Source organism: Paenibacillus sp. 1-8 (assembly GCF_056316205.1).
Window position 1 is genome coordinate 2,126,147 of the sequence record NZ_CM149995.1, and the last position, 18,371, is coordinate 2,144,517.

At 48.1% G+C, this 18,371-nt stretch carries 18 protein-coding genes; all 18 read left to right on the forward strand.

What is annotated here, in order from left to right:
- Positions 1 to 268: 268 nt before the first annotated feature.
- The 18 genes from rimP to dapG all read left to right on the forward strand — a co-directional run bounded on the left by rimP (position 269) and on the right by dapG (position 18,335).
- Positions 269 to 730, forward strand: a complete 462-nt coding sequence (gene rimP / locus AC0WRU_RS09960) for a ribosome maturation factor RimP (RefSeq protein WP_014281118.1) — start codon at positions 269 to 271, stop codon at positions 728 to 730.
- Positions 731 to 830: 100 nt separating this feature from the next.
- On the forward strand, positions 831 to 1,928 hold the full coding sequence (gene nusA / locus AC0WRU_RS09965; RefSeq protein ID WP_013309927.1) for a transcription termination factor NusA: 1,098 nt from the start codon (positions 831 to 833) through the stop codon (positions 1,926 to 1,928).
- A 23-nt stretch (positions 1,929 to 1,951) separates the two neighbouring features.
- A complete protein-coding gene (rnpM, locus tag AC0WRU_RS09970; RefSeq protein ID WP_007430067.1) occupies positions 1,952 to 2,260 on the forward strand; it encodes an RNase P modulator RnpM in 309 nt (102 codons plus the stop codon).
- Positions 2,253 to 2,576: a L7Ae/L30e/S12e/Gadd45 family ribosomal protein gene (locus AC0WRU_RS09975; RefSeq protein ID WP_013309928.1), complete on the forward strand. Its 324-nt coding sequence runs from the start codon at positions 2,253 to 2,255 to the stop codon at positions 2,574 to 2,576. The genes rnpM and AC0WRU_RS09975 overlap by 8 nt, the downstream gene beginning before the upstream one ends.
- Complete coding sequence (gene infB / locus AC0WRU_RS09980) at positions 2,569 to 5,127, forward strand: translation initiation factor IF-2 (RefSeq protein WP_476128154.1); 2,559 nt, start codon at positions 2,569 to 2,571, stop codon at positions 5,125 to 5,127. The genes AC0WRU_RS09975 and infB overlap by 8 nt, the downstream gene beginning before the upstream one ends.
- 20 nt (positions 5,128 to 5,147) lie before the next feature.
- Entirely contained in the window at positions 5,148 to 5,498 is a 351-nt protein-coding gene (gene rbfA / locus AC0WRU_RS09985) for a 30S ribosome-binding factor RbfA (protein ID WP_014281122.1), read from the forward strand.
- A 52-nt stretch (positions 5,499 to 5,550) separates the two neighbouring features.
- The gene (locus tag AC0WRU_RS09990; protein WP_476128155.1) at positions 5,551 to 6,528 is read left to right on the forward strand and encodes a DHH family phosphoesterase; all 978 of its coding nucleotides are present in this window, start codon (positions 5,551 to 5,553) and stop codon (positions 6,526 to 6,528) included.
- Positions 6,525 to 7,460, forward strand: a complete 936-nt coding sequence (gene truB, locus AC0WRU_RS09995; RefSeq protein WP_476128156.1) for a tRNA pseudouridine(55) synthase TruB — start codon at positions 6,525 to 6,527, stop codon at positions 7,458 to 7,460. The genes AC0WRU_RS09990 and truB overlap by 4 nt, the downstream gene beginning before the upstream one ends.
- Before the next feature lie 57 nt (positions 7,461 to 7,517).
- Positions 7,518 to 8,456: a bifunctional riboflavin kinase/FAD synthetase gene (locus AC0WRU_RS10000; RefSeq protein ID WP_476128157.1), complete on the forward strand. Its 939-nt coding sequence runs from the start codon at positions 7,518 to 7,520 to the stop codon at positions 8,454 to 8,456.
- Between the two features lie 132 nt (positions 8,457 to 8,588).
- A complete protein-coding gene (gene rpsO / locus AC0WRU_RS10005) occupies positions 8,589 to 8,858 on the forward strand; it encodes a 30S ribosomal protein S15 (RefSeq protein ID WP_014281126.1) in 270 nt (89 codons plus the stop codon).
- 246 nt (positions 8,859 to 9,104) lie between these two features.
- A complete protein-coding gene (gene pnp / locus AC0WRU_RS10010) occupies positions 9,105 to 11,207 on the forward strand; it encodes a polyribonucleotide nucleotidyltransferase (protein ID WP_476128158.1) in 2,103 nt (700 codons plus the stop codon).
- A gap of 232 nt (positions 11,208 to 11,439) precedes the next feature.
- Positions 11,440 to 12,444 (forward strand): polysaccharide deacetylase family protein, encoded by a 1,005-nt coding sequence (locus AC0WRU_RS10015; protein WP_476128159.1) that lies wholly within the window; start codon positions 11,440 to 11,442, stop codon positions 12,442 to 12,444.
- Positions 12,445 to 12,510: 66 nt separating this feature from the next.
- Complete coding sequence (locus AC0WRU_RS10020; protein ID WP_476128160.1) at positions 12,511 to 13,785, forward strand: M16 family metallopeptidase; 1,275 nt, start codon at positions 12,511 to 12,513, stop codon at positions 13,783 to 13,785.
- Complete coding sequence (gene dut / locus AC0WRU_RS10025) at positions 13,754 to 14,200, forward strand: dUTP diphosphatase (RefSeq protein WP_025684970.1); 447 nt, start codon at positions 13,754 to 13,756, stop codon at positions 14,198 to 14,200. Before AC0WRU_RS10020 ends, dut begins: the two co-directional genes overlap by 32 nt.
- A gap of 218 nt (positions 14,201 to 14,418) precedes the next feature.
- Positions 14,419 to 15,315 (forward strand): dipicolinate synthase subunit DpsA, encoded by an 897-nt coding sequence (dpsA, locus tag AC0WRU_RS10030; RefSeq protein WP_476128161.1) that lies wholly within the window; start codon positions 14,419 to 14,421, stop codon positions 15,313 to 15,315.
- Positions 15,315 to 15,908, forward strand: coding sequence for a dipicolinate synthase subunit B (locus AC0WRU_RS10035; RefSeq protein ID WP_476128162.1), 594 nt, complete (start codon positions 15,315 to 15,317; stop codon positions 15,906 to 15,908). Before dpsA ends, AC0WRU_RS10035 begins: the two co-directional genes overlap by 1 nt.
- Before the next feature lie 135 nt (positions 15,909 to 16,043).
- Positions 16,044 to 17,081: an aspartate-semialdehyde dehydrogenase gene (locus AC0WRU_RS10040; protein ID WP_134910072.1), complete on the forward strand. Its 1,038-nt coding sequence runs from the start codon at positions 16,044 to 16,046 to the stop codon at positions 17,079 to 17,081.
- A 36-nt stretch (positions 17,082 to 17,117) separates the two neighbouring features.
- Positions 17,118 to 18,335: an aspartate kinase gene (gene dapG, locus AC0WRU_RS10045; RefSeq protein ID WP_476128163.1), complete on the forward strand. Its 1,218-nt coding sequence runs from the start codon at positions 17,118 to 17,120 to the stop codon at positions 18,333 to 18,335.
- Positions 18,336 to 18,371 lie beyond the last annotated feature (36 nt).

Sequence of the window (18,371 nt, forward strand, 5' to 3'; positions counted from 1 at the left end):
GGTTATGTTATAATTTTTTTGGTAATCATGGAGATAAAACCGTTGCTTAAAGAGTGGGGAAACCCACTCTTTACTGTTTGATATACAGTTACAACGTGAAAAGACGATTTTTGGGCAGGAACCGGTACGCCGGTTTATTTGCAGTGAGCCCAAAATGAACATTACATCAAATGAAAATGGAAAATGCCGGTGATGGAGAAGCATTGTCCATGGCAATGGGGCGTCTCTTTTTCACCACAGGAAAGTTTACTTTTGGAGGTTATAATCTTTGAGCACACCAAAGATCAAGTCAGTAGTAGAAGAAATGGCCCAACCTTACCTCGATGAGCATGGTTTTGAACTGGTCGATGTCGAGTATGTCAAAGAGGGCAGCAATTGGTTTCTTCGCGTTTTTGTAGACAAAGACGGAGGAATTGATCTGGACGACTGTAGTATGATCAGTGAATACCTGGGTCAAAAGCTGGACGAAAATGACCCTGTTTCTACAGCATATTTTCTGGAAGTGTCTTCACCAGGCGCTGAAAGACCGCTGAAAAAAGCAGAAGACGTAACCAAAGCGGTAGGCAAAAATGTATTCGTTACTACATACGAGCCGATCAACGGCCTGAAGGAATTTGAAGGTCGTTTGCTTTCTTTTGAAGATGGGGAACTTACCGTTCAGAGCGGACAAAAGAAGCATGCCATACCTTACGACAAGGTGGCTGGAGCCAGGCTCGCGATCATATTTTAATTCGGATTTGACCGTTGCTGTTTGACATGTACTTCATGTTTTTTGCCTCGTGTGCCGACCAGGACGCAGGTGCATCATTTGAAAGGGGGAGCAGTAATCCATGAGTATGGATTTTATTGAAGCAATGAACGAGTTGGAACGGGAAAAGGGGATCAGCAAGGATGTGCTGTTTGAGGCCATTGAAGCAGCCTTGATTTCCAGCTACAAACGGAATTTCAACACTGCACAAAACGTGCGTGTCGATATGAACCGCAACTCGGGTGTCATTAAGGTATATGCCCGCAAGCTGATCGTTGAGGAGGTATTGGATCCTCGCACCGAGATTTCGTTGCCAGCGGCCCGTGAGATTAACCCGCATTTTCAGCTGGAGGATATTGCTGAGATTGAAGTTACTCCTCGTGATTTTGGACGGATTGCCGCACAAACAGCGAAGCAGGTCGTAACCCAGCGTATCCGTGAAGCGGAGCGGGGATTGATCTACAACAAGTTTGTGGACAAGGAAGAGGATATTGTAACAGGGACCGTACAACGTCAGGACCCGCGTAATATTTATATTGACCTGGGTAAGGTGGAGGCGGTTCTCCCGTTGGGCGAGTTGATGCCTAATGAGAAATTCAGTCATCTGGACCGGATTAAGGCTTATATTACCAAGGTAGAGAATACGACCAAAGGGCCGCAAATCATGTTGTCCCGCTCACATCCAGGTCTGCTTAAGCGTTTGTTCGAACTCGAGGTGCCAGAAATTTTTGACGGTGTCGTTGAGATTCGTTCTGTAGCGCGTGAAGCAGGCTTCCGTTCTAAAATCGCAGTTCATTCCCGCAATGCCGAGGTAGATCCGGTCGGTTCTTGTGTAGGACCGAGAGGAACGCGGGTGCAGACGATTGTGAATGAGTTGCGAGGTGAAAAAATCGACATTGTGCGCTATTCCGATAATGTTGACGAGTATGTGGCTAATGCGCTGAGCCCGTCTAAGGTGCTTGAGGTGCAGGTGTTTGAAGAAGAAAAAATGGCGCGTGTCATCGTGCCGGATTATCAGCTTTCTCTAGCCATTGGTATCAAAGGGCAAAATGCCCGCCTTGCTGCCAAGCTTACTGGCTGGAAAATTGATATCAAGAGCGAAACGCAGGCGGAGGAAGAACTCGGCAGACCGAGAACATCCACCGATGAAATGCATCAGGATTCCGTTTCTGTAGATTAAACGGAGTGTAGGGGGGTTAATGCATGAAACAGAGAAAGATACCTTTGCGTAAGTGTGTGGCCTGTCATGAAATGATGCCTAAGAAGCAGTTGATCCGTGTCGTCAAAACCCCTGAAGACGAAGTGCTGATTGACTTGACTGGCAAAAAGTCGGGACGCGGCGCTTACTTGTGCGGCAAAGCCGCCTGCTTCAAGCTTGCTCAAAAAAGCAAGGCACTGGATCGGGCATTGAAGCACTCGGTTCATCCTGATATTTATGAGCAGCTAAGTCGTGATTTTGCTGCCGTCGAGGAAGAATTCCTGGCGGCACAAGGCAGCGTGCAGGATGAATAAGGCGCTGTCTGGATTGGGCCTTGCTATGAGAGCTGGCAAGCTGCTTACAGGTGATGAGATCGTTTATAAAGCGATCAGGTCTTCAGAAGCCAAGCTGGTCATTCTTGCGAAAGATGCTTCAATGAATACTCAAAAGAAATTCCGCGACAAATGCGGGACGTACAAAATCCCCTTATTGATAGGATTTGACCGGGAAAGCTTGGGAAGCAGTATCGGCAAGCCTGAACGGGTTGTGCTGGCTGTGACGGATCAAGGATTCGCGAAATTGATCAAGAAACATGCGGGGATAATGTCGGAGGTGGAGTATATTGAGTAAACAAGAAAGCAAAGACAAAGTGCGGGTATACGAATACGCCAAATCGTTGAACATGAGCAGCAAAGAAATTATCACCATTCTTAAACGGCTGGATATTCCCGTGAACAACCATATGAGCGTCATGGAACACGATGCCGTGGGTAAAGTGGAAAAATTTTTTAAGGATATTAAATCCAATGCTGCGGCCAAGCAAGGCGGAGCAGGCACGGTGCAAGTAAGCTCGAACCAGGCCGGTTCAAGCCAGGATATTAATCATTCAACTGAGCAAACCAAAAATCAACAGGAAAAGCAGGTAAGTATGAATAGGACAAACAACAACCAAAACAGTAACCGAAGCAGCGCTCCAAAAGCGCAAGGCAGTCAGCAGGGCGGTCAAAACCGCAGTCAACAGAGTACAAGCAGACCAAGTGGACAACAAGGCAGTCAGAACCGCAGTGGCGGCCAGCAACAGGGAGGACAACAGCGCCCAAGCACTAACACGGGTTCACGTCCTCAAGGCAGCCAAAGCACCAACTCACGTCCACAAGGGAGCAGTCAAGGTGGTACGGCAGTAAGAACGACATCATCCACGGGAAGCAGTAATGCAAACCGTAGCGGTGGTGGCAACCGTACAGGCAGCAACTCCAATAACGGCACTAACCGTTCCGGTCAAGGTCGTTTTGACGATAACCGTCAAGGCGGAGGACGCGGAGGTAACGGTGGTCGTGGTGGCAATAACCGCGGTGGTAGCAATCGTGGTGGGAAATTCAACAATCGTGGCAGAGGTCAACAACAGGAGCGCCGCGAGAAGATCGACAATACGCCTAAGAAGATCATTGTGCGCGGTGAGATGACAGTAGGCGAAACAGCGAAGCTTCTCCACAAGGATGCATCGGAAGTTATCAAAAAGCTGATCACACTCGGAACGATGGCGACCATTAACCAGGAACTGGATATGGATACTATCCTTCTGCTTGCCGGAGATTTCGGTGTAGAAGTAGAAGTGAAAATTCCGGTCGAAGAGGATCGCTTTGAAACAGTGGAAGAAAACGATGATCCAGAGCTTCTGAAAGCACGTCCACCTGTTGTTACCATTATGGGTCACGTCGATCACGGTAAAACAACTTTGTTGGATGCTATTCGCTCCACTAATGTAACGGGCGGCGAAGCTGGTGGTATTACACAGCATATCGGTGCATACCAAGTTGAAATCAACAGCAAAAAAATCACTTTCCTGGATACACCGGGTCACGAAGCATTTACGGCTATGCGTGCTCGTGGTGCTCAAGTTACGGATATGACGATCATTGTTGTTGCGGCTGACGACGGCGTTATGCCACAGACAGTTGAAGCTATTAACCACGCGAAGGCAGCTGGCCTGCCGATTATCGTGGCTGTGAACAAGATCGACAAACCGGATGCAAATCCGGATAAAGTGAAGCAAGAACTGACCGAGTATGAATTGGTTCCTGAAGAGTGGGGCGGCGATACGATTTTCGTTAACGTTTCCGCGAAACAGAGAATGGGACTTGAAGATCTGCTCGAAATGATCCTGCTCGTAGCTGAAGTGAATGAGTACAAAGCGAACCCGGACAAACGGGCACGTGGTACGATTATCGAGGCTGAGCTGGATAAAGGCCGCGGTTCCGTAGCTCGTATCCTTGTTCAGAACGGTACCCTGAAAGTCGGCGATGCTTTCGTAGCAGGTAACTGTTTCGGACGTGTACGTGCCATGGTTAACGACAAAGGCCGCCGTCTTAAGGAAGCGGGCCCTTCCACACCGGTTGAAATCACTGGTTTGACAGAAGTACCACTTGCTGGCGATCCGTTCATGGTGTTCGAAGATGAGCGCAAAGCTCGTGCTATCGCTGATAGACGTGCGATTACGCAGCGTCAGTCCGATCTGGGCAGCAACACCCGCGTAACGCTGGATGACCTGTTCCAGCACATCAAGGATGGCGAGATGAAGGATCTGAACGTCATTATCAAAGGTGATGTGCAAGGTTCCGTCGAAGCACTGAAAGGCTCCTTGAACAAGATTGAAGTTGAAGGTGTACGTGTTAAAATTCTTCACAGCGGTGCAGGTGCAATTACCGAATCCGATATTATTTTGGCTGCGGCTTCCAATGCCATTGTGATTGGTTTTAACGTTCGTCCGGATAATCAGGCGAAATCTACAGCTGAAGCAGAAAAAGTGGACATTCGTCTGCACCGCGTCATTTACAATGTCATTGAAGAAATCGAGCAAGCCATGAAAGGCATGTTGGATCCTGAATATAAAGAAAATGTGATTGGGCATGCTGAAGTACGTAACGTGTTTAAAGTAACTAAGGTCGGTACGATTGCCGGTTGTATGGTGACGTCCGGTAAAATTGCCCGTTCAGCTGAAGCACGCTTGATACGTGATGGCATTGTTATTTTTGAAGGTAAAATCGACTCACTGAAACGCTTTAAGGACGACGCAAAAGAAGTTGCCCAAGGTTACGAATGCGGTATTACCCTTGATGGCTATAATGATGTTAAGGAACTCGACATTATTGAAGCGTTCGTCATGGAAACAGTGGAGCGCTAACGGCAGAGAGGTGAGCATCCATGGCTAAAATACGTACAGGTCGGGTTGGCGAGCAGATTAAGAAAGAGCTGAGCCAACTCATACAGACCGAATTAAAAGATCCCCGTATCGGTTTTATTACGGTAACGGGTGTCGATCTGACAAACGATTTGTCCCAAGCGAAAATCTACTTGAGCGTGCTTGGGGATGAGGAGCAAAAAACTTCTTCCCTGAAAGCATTGGACAAAGCGAACGGTTATCTTCGTTCTGAACTTGGCAAACGGATACGGCTTCGCCATATTCCCGAGCTGATTTTCAAAATTGACGAATCTATCGCTTATGGCAGCCGGATTGAAAAGCTGTTAAGTGATATTGACAAGGATGAAAAATAGCAAGAGCCAGTTTATCCGAAGGAACTATGAACTGAATGTAAAGGAGACGGCAATGCATACCTATGAACAGGCGCTTCAACAAGCGAAGGAATTTATTCTGGAGCATGATGATTACCTGATCGTATCGCATGTACAGCCGGACGGAGACGCAGTCAGCTCCACCATAACGGTGGGCTGGCTTCTCTCATGTCTGGGGAAGAAATTTACCATGCTGAATGAGGGGCCTATCCCGAAGCGCATGGATTTTTTATGGCATGCCGATGAGATTATGGATATGAGCCAGCAACCGCCGGAACGAAAATACAACCGGATTATTTGCGTGGATTGTGCAGATTTCCGTCGTGTTGGTCTGACAGAGCAGTTTTTTTCGGAAGATGCTATCATTTTGAATATTGATCATCATCCAACGAATGATGCGTATGGCACAGTTAATGTGATTAAGTCGGATGCTGCGGCAACGGTAGAAATTCTTTTTGATTTACTGGAAAAGTTTGCGATCAACTGGGACGTTGAAGTGGCGACGGCTGTATATACCGGGCTGCTGACGGACACAGGTGGCTTCAGGTATTCGAACACTTCACCCAAGGTTATGTCTACGGTGTCACGGTTGCTCGCTTATGGTGTAGACGGTCCTTATCTCTCCGAAAGTCTGCTGGAAGAGATGACATTCCCGCAAATGAAGGTGCTGACCAAAGCGTTGCAAACGCTTGAAATTTCGAAGGATGGTAAAATCGCCTGGGTGGTTGTAACCCCTGACGATATGAAGGATTGCGGAGCTGTTAATGAGGATTTGGAAGGTATCGTCAATTATCCGAGAAATATTCGCGGCGTTGAAGTAGGCATTTTCTTTAAAGTGATTAGTGATCAAGCGGTCAAAGCCAGTCTGAGATCGGCAGGTAATGTTAACGTAGCTGCGCTTGCCCAGTCATTTGGGGGCGGGGGGCATGTACGTGCTGCCGGTTGCCGTCTGGAGGGTAAGCTGGAGGATATTATTGAGATCGTTGTAGGGCGGGTGAAGGCCGAACTATGAAGCCGATAAAGCAGGAACAAGCAAATTGGGAAGGCGTGTTACCCGTCTACAAACCCGCTGGATTCACCTCTCATGATGTGGTGGCCAAGGCTCGCCGTTTGCTGGGAATGAAACGAATCGGACATACTGGAACACTTGATCCTCAGGTGACGGGCGTGCTGCCGTTGTGTCTGGGGCGTGCTACCCGTGTAGTTGAATACATGCAGGAGCTACCTAAGGAATACCACGCAACGTTACGCTTGGGGATTGCCACGGATACGGAGGACCTTACGGGTACAATTACTGAAGAGTGTGACCGTCCGGTAGAGGTTACAGAAGGGGAAGCGAAAGAGGTTCTGGAGCGTTTTGTCGGTACGATTTCCCAAGTGCCGCCAATGTACTCTGCGCTCAAAGTGGATGGCAAACGTCTATACGAGCTGGCCCGAGAAGGCAAAACCGTGGAGCGTAAAAGCCGTGAAGTGACCATTTATGAGCTGGAAATGACGGGATTCGCGGAGACGGGATCCCATGTGGATATTTCTTTTCGTGCATTATGCTCCAAAGGAACTTATATTCGTACGCTATGCGTCGATATCGGCCGCGCATTGGGATATCCTTCGACGATGGTTAAGCTGGAACGAACCATGTCTGCGGGGATTCCTGCAGATCGTTGTTTAACATTTGAAGAAATTGAACGCTACGTAGCGGATGGTAGCCTGGGTGAGCGGCTTATTGCCACTGATGAGGCCATTGACTATATGCCTGATCATACGGTAGCCGAAGTGAAGGCTGCTGCTGCTCTTCAAGGTCAGCGTTTGTCACTAAGCATGATTTCACCGCCTGTGACGGACAGCCAGCCCTTCCGTTTGTATAAAGAGGATCGAACGTTTTTGGGCATATATGGACAGGATGAATCAGGGGCTATCGCGCCAATTAAAGTTTTTTTACCTTGAATTGTGCTATAATTTTGACGAAGTTAGTCAAATGATGTGAAATGCAGGTGAAATAATATGATTACCGTATCGTTATCTTATCCATTGAGCGATGAGCTTTTGCGCCAATGGGGACGTTCACAGGTCACGGCGATCGGTCAGTTTGACGGTCTTCATCTCGGACACGCAAGTGTCATACGCAAGGCTGTCGAGCTGGCTCGAGAACAGAAAGTGCCGGTATCTGTTATGACATTTCATCCTCACCCGAAGGAAGTCATGAAAAAAGGCGACTATGAAGGCTATTTGACCCCGCTTGTGGACAAGCAGGATATTTTGGCCGATATGGGTGTGGACGTGCTTTATATTTTGAGTTTTAACGAGGACTTTTCCAAAGTTAGCCCTGAGGCGTTCATCACGGACATCCTGCTTCCATTGCAGATTCAAACGGCAGTAGTGGGCTTTGATTTCCGGTTTGGCTACCGGGGAGCCGGACATGAGCATACACTTCGGGAGCTGGGAGGAGAACGAATGTCCGTCCACACCGTACCACCATTCGAGCTGGATGGGGAAAAAGTGAGTAGCTCCGGCATCCGCCGTGCCTTGCATACAGGAGATTTAACGCATGCCTCTCGCTGGCTGGGACGCCCATATCGCATTCGGGGCACCGTAATGGATGGAGAGAAGCGAGGACGTACCATCGGCTTCCCGACAGCCAATCTCAAGCTGGATGATACTTACGTGATTCCAGTCAAAGGCGTATATGCTGTGAGGGCACTGGTAGGTGATCGTTGGGTATGCGGGGTAATGAATGTAGGGGTTAAGCCTACTTTTCATGAAGGTGTGCTGAATCCGTCGTTTGAGGTTCATCTGTTTGATTTTGATCAGCAGATTTATGGTGAGCCTGTGCTTGTTGAGCTTCATCATTACATTCGTCCTGAGCGCAAATTCTCTTCAGTGGACGAGCTGATTACCCAGATTGGCAATGACGTACAAACGGCTAAAAAGCTGTTAGGCTAATTTATTTACATAAGACAGGCGCTGTGTTATACTGACTTATGTTGTGTAAACAACGATGAACCTTGGCTTGGTTGTCTGCTTTCACCAGCGGCTACGAGGCTAATGGCGATTATAATGAAGGAGGTGAACAGGATGGCATTGACTCAAGAGCGTAAACAGCAATTGATCGAGGAGTACAAAACTCATGAATCCGATACAGGATCTGCAGAGGTACAAATCGCTATCCTTACTGAAAACATCGTTAACTTGCAAAGCCACTTTCGTTCGCATAAGAAAGACCATCACTCCCGCCGCGGGTTGTTGAAAATGGTCGGTCAGCGTCGTAAACTTTTGGCTTACCTGAAGAAGACTGATGTTAGACGTTACAGTGCGTTGATCGAGCGTCTCGGACTGCGTCGTTAATTTTCAGACATGTAATGAGAAAAGAAGCCTGGTTGTTCACCGCTTGTCCCTGCTAAGGCGACGGCGGACAGCAGCCGGGTTCTTTTTTGAAGTAAGGAATTATTTTTGACGTACAGATCCTTTAGAAGTGCGAGTCTAGTAAGGTTCTGGTGCTTATAATGCATAGGGCTTCTTATGAATTAGGCCCGCGCAGGAAATACTGGATATGTATAGAACTTTTACAATGGAATGAAATGGAGGGATACCATGGAGCAACGTGTAGAAATGCAGCTCGGCGGAAGAAAGCTGGTGCTGGAAACAGGACGTCTTGCGAAACAGGCCAATGCGGCAGTTAAAGTAAGCTATGGCGAAACGGTTGTTCTCTGTACCGTGACCGCTTCCAATGCACCGAAAGATTTGGACTTTTTTCCGCTGACGGTGAACTATGAGGAAAGATTGTATGCTGTGGGAAAAATCCCAGGCGGATTTATTAAACGGGAAGGACGCCCGAGTCAAAAAGCGATTTTGTCCAGCCGTCTGACAGACCGTCCGATTCGCCCATTGTTCCCGGAAGGCTTCCGGAATGATGTACAGGTATTAAACCTGGTGATGAGTGTCGATCAGGATTGTGAGCCGGAAATTGCAGCGATGATCGGAACCTCGGCAGCGCTTAGTATTTCGGACGTACCTTTTAACGGACCGATTGGCGGAGTTGCTGTAGGCCGTGTGGACGGACAATTCGTGATTAACCCGGACATTGCGCAGCAGGATGCAAGCGATCTGTACCTGGTTGTAGCCGGAACTAAAGATGCTATCATGATGGTAGAAGCGGAAGGTAACGAAATTCCGGAAGAAGTCATGCTGGAAGCAATCATGTTTGGACATGACGAGATCAAGAACATTGTGGCAGTCATTGAGCAACTGGTTCAAGTGGCAGGTAAAGAAAAAATGCAGGTTAAACTGCATGCTGTCGATGAAAAGGTGAACAGCGAAGTTCGTGCTTATGCAGCCGAACGTTTGGTGGAAGCCGTCAAAATTGTAGAAAAACATGCCCGTCAAGAGGCGATTGATGCAGTCAACGAAGATACGGTTGCACACTTTGAAGCACAATACATAGAGACGCCTGAGCTTTTGAAAGACGTGAGCGAAGTTCTCTATGATATCGTTAAAGAAGAAGTCCGTCGTCTGATTACGCATGATAAAGTGCGTCCTGACGGTCGTAAGCTTGACGAGATTCGTCCGATCGAAAGCGACACGAGCATTCTGCCACGTACGCATGGCTCGGGCTTGTTCACGCGCGGTCAAACGCAAGCGCTTAGCGTTTGTACACTTGGCGCATTGGGTGATGTACAAATTTTGGACGGCATTGATTTGGAAGAAACGAAGCGTTTCATGCATCATTACAATTTCCCTCCATTCAGTGTAGGCGAGGCTCGTCCTTTGCGTGCGCCGGGTCGTCGTGAAATTGGACATGGTGCTCTTGGTGAGCGTGCGCTTTCCAAAGTCATTCCTTCTGAAACTGAATTTCCATATACGATTCGTCTCGTTTCCGAAGTACTGGAATCGAATGGATCGACTTCCCAGGCTAGTATTTGCGCGAGCACACTGGCTATGATGGATGCGGGTGTGCCGATCAAGGCTCCAGTTGCAGGTGTAGCGATGGGATTGATCAAGGACGGGGATCATGTTTCCGTGTTGACCGATATCCAGGGCATGGAAGATCACCTAGGTGATATGGACTTTAAAGTGGCTGGTACAGCAGAAGGCGTAACTGCTATTCAAATGGATATCAAGATTAACGGTATCGACCGTAACATTTTGCAGGATGCGCTCAATCAAGCCAGAGAAGGACGTCTGTTCATTCTTAGCAAAATGATGGAAGCCATCCAGACGCCGCGTGAGCAATTGTCTCCGTATGCGCCGAAAATTATGACGATGCACATTAACCCGGATAAAATCCGTGATGTTATTGGTGCGGGTGGTAAAATCATTAACAAAATCATCGAAGAAACCGGCGTGAAAATTGATATCGAACAAGATGGTCGTGTATTCATCGCTTCCACAAACCAAGAGATGAATGAAAAGGCGCGTTCCATTATTGAAGGTATCGTGAAAGAAGTCGTGATCGGAGAGATTTACATCGGCACAGTGAAACGGATTGAAAAATTCGGTGCGTTCGTCGAAATTTTACCGGGCAAGGACGGTCTGGTTCATATTTCCCAACTGTCTACTGAACGTGTAGCCAAAGTTGAGGATGTAGTTGCTATTGGAGATACGATTACGGTGAAAGTAACCGAAATTGATCAACAAGGCCGTGTCAATTTGTCCCGCAAAGCGGTTCTGACGGCTGAGGCTCCTGCGAAGTCCTAGTACCTGCGTACAGCGGATCGCTATAACAGGAATACTGTTCGTTTTTTATAGAACACTCGGGATTAGAATAGCATCGTTTAAGCTTTTGGAAAGAGGCAGAGCTACGTTTCTGGCTCTTTTTTCATACATATGCACAAGCTGTGTCGAAGTGGGCTTCCAGGGGCTTGCTGCGTCATAGTTCTTGTCCTCCCTGCATACAATGTGGACAAACGGGCGGGAGGATGAAGGGATCATGAGAAAGGCAAAGAGAGCAGCGTGGGTTATAGCCAGTCTGGCCATTACGCTGGTGATTGGACAGTTTAGCGGGGTACGTGAGTATGTAAGTCAGCTACGCGCCGGATACAGCACGGAAACGAGTGAGCCCGAGGCTGTAACAACGATGGCGGTCGCGGTTTTACCTGATAATGCACTCATGCAGCGACTGCGATCAGAGGCTGCCCGGCAAAGACGAGAGCCGGTTGATGCCAAAATCGATCGGGTATGGAAGGCTATTCCCGGCTATAACGGCTTGGAGGTTGACCTGGATGCGACTTATCGTAATGCAATCGCGGCTCCAGATCGACCCATACAGTATGTATACCGGCAGCTTGCGCCCAAGGTACATTTGAACCAGCTTGGTAATGTCCCGATTTACCGGGGGAATCCCGAGAAGCCGATGGTTTCTTTCATGATCAATGTGGCCTGGGGAAACGAGTATATCATGCCTATACTGGATACGCTGGATCAGGAAAAGGTCAAGGCTACGTTTTTTTTCGATGGTAGCTGGCTGAAAAAAAATCCTGAACTGGCTAAAGAAATTCAAAAAAGAGGACATGAGCTTTCGAACCATGCATACTCCCATCCGAATATGAGCCGCCTGAGCAGGGAAAGAGCTACACAAGAAATTGAGAAGACACAAGTGCTTCTTCAGGACATTTTAGGTGTGAAAAATAGTTGGTTTGCACCGCCGTCTGGCGATTTTAATCAGGAAACTGTCGATTTAGCAGCAGGTATGGGGCTTAAAACAGTGCTGTGGACATTGGATACAGTGGACTGGAGGCATCCTTCATCGGAATCGGTAATTGCTAAAATCAGTAGCAAGGTCGAATCGGGATCACTGATTTTGATGCATCCGACAGATTCTTCTTCGGCAGCTCTCAAAGGTATGATTCGTGCCATTCGCAGCAAGGGACTGGTACCTGGAACCGTCAGTCAGACGCTTTCCCCTGATCGGCAGCTACCTGCTCCGGTTGAGTGAACGTCTTTTTTCTGTTAGGATTGAACATTATGGCAAAGTTTGCAATTCAGTTTAGGAGGGCCAATCATGGAAAGAATTCAACTCAAAAACGGCCTAAGAGTGGTCATTGAAAAAATTCCAACCGTGCGTTCGGTTTCTTTCGGCATATGGGTTAAAACCGGCTCCCGAAATGAAACCCCGGACAATAACGGTATTTCTCATTTTATTGAACACATGCTTTTCAAAGGAACAGAGCGTTTTGACGCGAAGGAAATTGCCGAGCAATTTGACGCCATCGGAGGGAATGTTAATGCATTTACTTCGAAGGAATATACGTGCTATTATGCAAAAGTGCTGGATGAGCATCTGCCGATTGCGGTTGATGTACTGTCCGATATGTTTTTTAATTCTAAATTAGATCATGAAGAGCTGGCAAAAGAGAAGAACGTGATCCTGGAGGAAATCTCTATGTACGAGGACACACCGGACGATATGGTGCATGATCTCTTATCACGCGCAGCTTATGGCGACCATCCGCTGGCTTACCCCATTCTCGGTACCGAAAAGCATTTATTAGCTATGGACAGCTCTCATCTCAGCAATTATATGAAAGAACACTATACAGTCGACAATACGGTCATCAGTGTGGCTGGTAATATTGATGATAGTCTGGTAGAGCTACTGGAGCGTCACTTTGGGCACTTTGATACCCATGGAACTGCTTCGCTTCTGACGGTGCCTGCGTTTAACGGTGAGCTGTTGTATCATGAAAAGGCAACGGAGCAGAATCATATTTGCTTGTCCCTGCCCGGATTTGCAACAGGTGACGATCTCCAGTATGCTATGGTATTGCTGAACAACGCGATCGGCGGCGGTATGAGCTCACGTCTGTTTCAGGAAATTCGGGAAAAGCGCGGGCTGGCTTATTCGGTCTATTCCTACCATAGCTCCCATGCGGACAGTGGTATGTTTACCCTTTATGCCGGTACAGCTCCCAAGCAGACGAAGGATGTGCTGGATCTGACGCTTGAACTGTTACGTGATGTGGCTGTCAAGGGACTGGACGATAACGAGCTTCGTAAGGGCAAGGAGCAGTTAAAAGGAAGCCTGATTTTAAGCCTTGAGGGCACAGGAAGCCGGATGAATCGTCTTGGGAAAAATGAGTTGATGTTGGGGCAGCATTACACGCTGGATCAAATGATCGAACACATTGAGCAAGTGACAGCCGATGATGTGAACAAGGTACTGGACCGGATGTTCTCGGAGCCGTTTGCCCTGTCGATGGTTGGAGCGAGTGATTCAGCGGTTAAGGATATGAGGAGGGACTATTTTGTTAACTTACGTGGAAATAAACAGATTTGAGGGCAATGAGGATATTGAGCTGCCCCGTAAAATGTCAGAGCTTGCATCCGGGTTTGACCTGTATGCTGCGGTGCAGGAGGACTTAGTTCTGGAACCAGGCAAGCGTTGTCTTGTTCCAACCGGATTGGCTATAGCAATGCCGGCAGGACTGGAGGCACAAATCCGTCCGCGTAGCGGACTGGCTCTCAAGCATGGTATTACCTGTCTCAACACACCGGGCACCATTGATGCGGATTATCGTGGGGAGATTAAGGTACTGCTTATCAATTTGGGCGAGGAACCATTCACGATTACGCGTAATGAGCGGATTGCACAAATGGTATTTCAGGCTGTACCTGAGGTAGAGCTGAAGCAGGTGGACCATTTGTCTGAAACGGTGCGTGGTGCTGGAGGCTTCGGCCATACCGGTCGCTAAGTTCACAGTTACTTTTAAACGGCTGAATGTCACGGTATTAATCAGCATTTTGGAGAATGTAACGGAATTGTCGATTTTAAAGCTGGAGCATAAATTGCATATGAAAATGGATACACATGAAAGCCGTCCCGAATAGGGGCGGTTTTTGTGTTTCTTCACCTATCTATGGGTGTCTGCATAGACTAAAGCATATCGTGTCTCGGAAAGGAGTGATCCGGATGCTAACAGGAATACGCATCGTTGTATTGGGGGGCGATGCGAGGCAGCTTGAGGTAATCCGCAAATGTGTAGACATGGATGCTACCATCAGCGTGGTCGGCTTTGACCAGCTTGAAGAGCCGCTCAGAGGAGCATCACGGGAGTCGTTGTCTGTCAAGCTGCTGGAATCGGCAGATGCGCTAGTGCTGCCAGTGGTGGGATGTGATGAGGAAGGCAATGTGAATGCACTTTTCGGAGCGCAAAAGCTGCAGTTTCTGAATGAGCACGCCGCTGCTCTTCCGCCACACTGCGTCGTATATACGGGGATGGCGCGGACGTACTTAAAAGAAATTTGTGCCAGACATGATTTAAAGCTGGTGGAGCTGTTGGAAAGAGACGATGTGGCCATATATAACTCAATACCTACGGCGGAAGGCGCACTGATGATGGCGATTCAGCATACGGATTTTACGATTCATGGTGCAAATTGTGTGGTTCTGGGCATGGGACGGACTGGATTTACCATGGCAAGGGCGCTACAAGGATTGGGAGCCAGAGTGAAGGTCGGGGTACGTCGGGCGGAGGATGCGGCAAGAGCGGTGGAAATGGGCTGGAAGCCTTTTATGACAAGGGATTTGGCGGATGAAACTCAGGGAGTTGACTTGATTTTTAATACGATACCCTCTATGATTATCACAGCGCAAATCCTGTCTAAAATGCCACAGAGCTCCGTGATTATTGACCTTGCTTCCGCCCCGGGCGGATGTGATTTCCGTTTTGCGGAAAAGCGTGGAATCACGGCAATGCTCGCCCCCGGCCTTCCCGGTATTGTTGCTCCCAAAACTGCTGGTGCCATTATAGCGAATACGCTGGTGCAGTTGTTAATGGAAGATAATCCTGATCGGGGGGATGCGTAATGAGTTGGCAAGGGAAAACGGTAGGTTATGCAATTACAGGCTCACACTGCACATTTGAAGAGGTTATGCCTGTGATACAGCGTTTTGTTGACGAGGGTGCGAAGGTCGTTCCCATTATATCCAATACGGTATTAACAACGGATACCCGCTTCGGTACTTCTCAAAGTTGGCAAAAACAGTTGAAAGATATAACAGGGAATGATATCATTTCTACAATTGTGGAGGCTGAGCCACTGGGTCCCTCCCAAATACTCGATGTACTGGTGATTGCACCTTTGACGGGGAATTCGATGAGTAAGCTGGCGAACGCCATGACAGACAGTCCGGTTCTGATGGCTGCCAAGGCGCAATTACGCAACGGTCGTCCGCTTCTTTTGGCTATATCAACCAATGATGGACTTGGTCTGAATGCTGCGAATATCGCCAAGTTACTGGTAGCTAAAAATATCTTTTTTGTGCCATTCGGACAGGACAATCCAGTTAAAAAGCCCAATTCACTTGTGGCTGACATGGAGCTGATTCCGGAAGCTGCTTACGCTGCTGTGCAGGGCAAACAGCTTCAACCGATGATTGTGGAACGCAAGATCCCATGATGTACTATAGTTAACTGCTGAGCATCCCTCGCCTAGAAGATGATTCGATGATGCATCGGGTCTGATTTCTTGTTGGCATTGGATGCTTTCAGAATAAAAAAATGGTTTTTTAGTCGAGAAGGGGAGATACACCAGATGAGCAATAGAAAGTTTAATGTAGCTGTCGTTGGAGCGACAGGCGCTGTAGGAGAACAAATCGTAAGTCTGCTGGAAAAACGAGATTTTCCTGTGGATAAAATTAAATTTCTTTCTTCGCCTCGTTCTGCCGGCACTTTAATTAGCTTTAAAGGTCAGCAAATTCCAGTAGAGATTGCAACCCCCGACAGCTTTGAAGGAATCGACATTGCCTTGTTCAGCGCAGGCGGAGACGTAAGTAAGGAACTGGCACCACATGCTGTTCGTCATGGTGCAGTTTGCATTGACAACACAAACGCCTTCCGCATGGACCCTACAGCTCCTTTGGTCGTTCCTGAGGTGAACAGCGACAAAATTGCCGAGCATCAAGGGATTATTGCCAACCCGAACTGCTCCACCATCCAGATGGTAGCTGCATTGAAACCATTATATGATCAGTATGGCATTTCCCGTATCATCGTATCCACATATCAAGCGGTGTCCGGGGCTGGAAGTCGTGCCATTGATGAACTGAATCGTCAAAGTGCAGCGATCCTTAACGGTGAAGAAGTACAGCCTGATCTGCTGCCAGTCGGCTCATTGCCGGTGAAGCATCAGATCGCTTTCAATGCTATCCCGCAAATCGACAAATTCCAGGACAACGGCTATACACTGGAAGAAATGAAAATGGTTCGTGAAACGAAAAAAATATTAGATGATGAATCCGTGGACGTAACAGCAACGTGTGTACGTATTCCTGTCGTATACGGACACTCGGAATCCGTCTATGTAGAGCTTAAAAAAGATTATGATTTGGAAGAAATCCGCAATCTGCTTGCTTCGGCACCGGGTGTAACACTGGTAGACGATCCTGCTGCGCAGCTCTATCCGCTGGCATCCGAAGCCGCAGGGAAACCTGACGTATTCGTAGGACGTGTACGCCGTGATTTGGGCAACAGCCGTGGATTGAATCTGTGGGTCGTATCCGACAACCTGCTCAAGGGAGCGGCATGGAACGCGGTGCAAATCGCCGAGATTATTGCTGCAAATGCGGAGTAAAGCTCCTGAAGCAGGGAGTAAGATGGGGGAAAAACAATGAGTATTTTAGTTCAGAAATTTGGGGGCACCTCGCTGTCTACACCCGAAGCACGTCAACTGGTGTTGGGACATGTCAAGCGGGAGCTGGAACAAAATGTTCAACTGGTTGTCGTTGTGTCGGCCATGGGACGGAAAGGAGAGCCTTATGCCACCGACACGCTGCTTGATTGGGCGGCGTCTAACGGCGACAGTCTTCCTAGACGCGAACGGGATTTACTGCTGTGCTGTGGTGAAATCATTTCTGCCGCTACATTATGTAGCCTGATAGAAAATGAAGGTATTCCTGCTACGGTGCTGACTGGGGCACAAGCGGGCTTTATTACGGATAATCAATACGGCAATGCTCGTATTTTGGATATAAAGCCAGACCGTATCGTGGAAGAGCTGAACCAGGGTCGTGTTGTCATTGTGACAGGCTTCCAGGGACAGACTGCAAACGGTGATATGACCACTTTGGGTCGTGGAGGCAGCGATACTTCCGCTACCGCTCTGGGTGCTGCTCTACATGCGGATATGGTAGATATATATACGGATGTGAACGGCATCTTGACCGCCGATCCGCGCATTGTAGAAAATGCAAAGCCGCTTGCCCATGTCAGCTATACGGAGATTTGTAATATGGCTCATCAGGGAGCTAAGGTTATCCACCCCCGTGCCGTTGAAATCGCCATGCAGGCGAATATTCCGGTTCGGGTTCGTTCTACCTTTTCCGAAGGGGAAGGAACGCTGGTCACCCATCCGGAGGGCTTTAAGGACGTACAGGCAGACATCGTTGACCGTTTCGTGACCGGTATTGCGTATGTCGGCAACGTCACACAAATTACCGTAGAATTAAAGCCTGGCTCGGAGCATTTGCAATTACAAGTATTCAAATCCATGGCTGAGCATGGAATCAGCGTCGATTTTATTAATGTAACTCCATCCGGAGCAGTTTATACCGTGTTCGATCATGATGGAAGCAAAGCGGTTGAAGTATTGAACGGTCTGGGCCTGGAGCCTAAAATTTTGGCAGGATGCGCTAAAGTATCCGTCATAGGCGGCGGTATCAATGGGGTACCGGGCATTATGGCAACGATTGTGGAGGCACTGGCAGAATCAGACGTACAGATTCTTCAATCGGCAGATTCCAACACAACAATTTGGGTACTCGTAAAAAAAGAAGATATGGTGCAGGCTGTACGCGCATTGCATAATAAATTTGAACTCCATCAATAGGCGCAATGTCCGTGCTCGGACTTGCAAAAAAGGAGG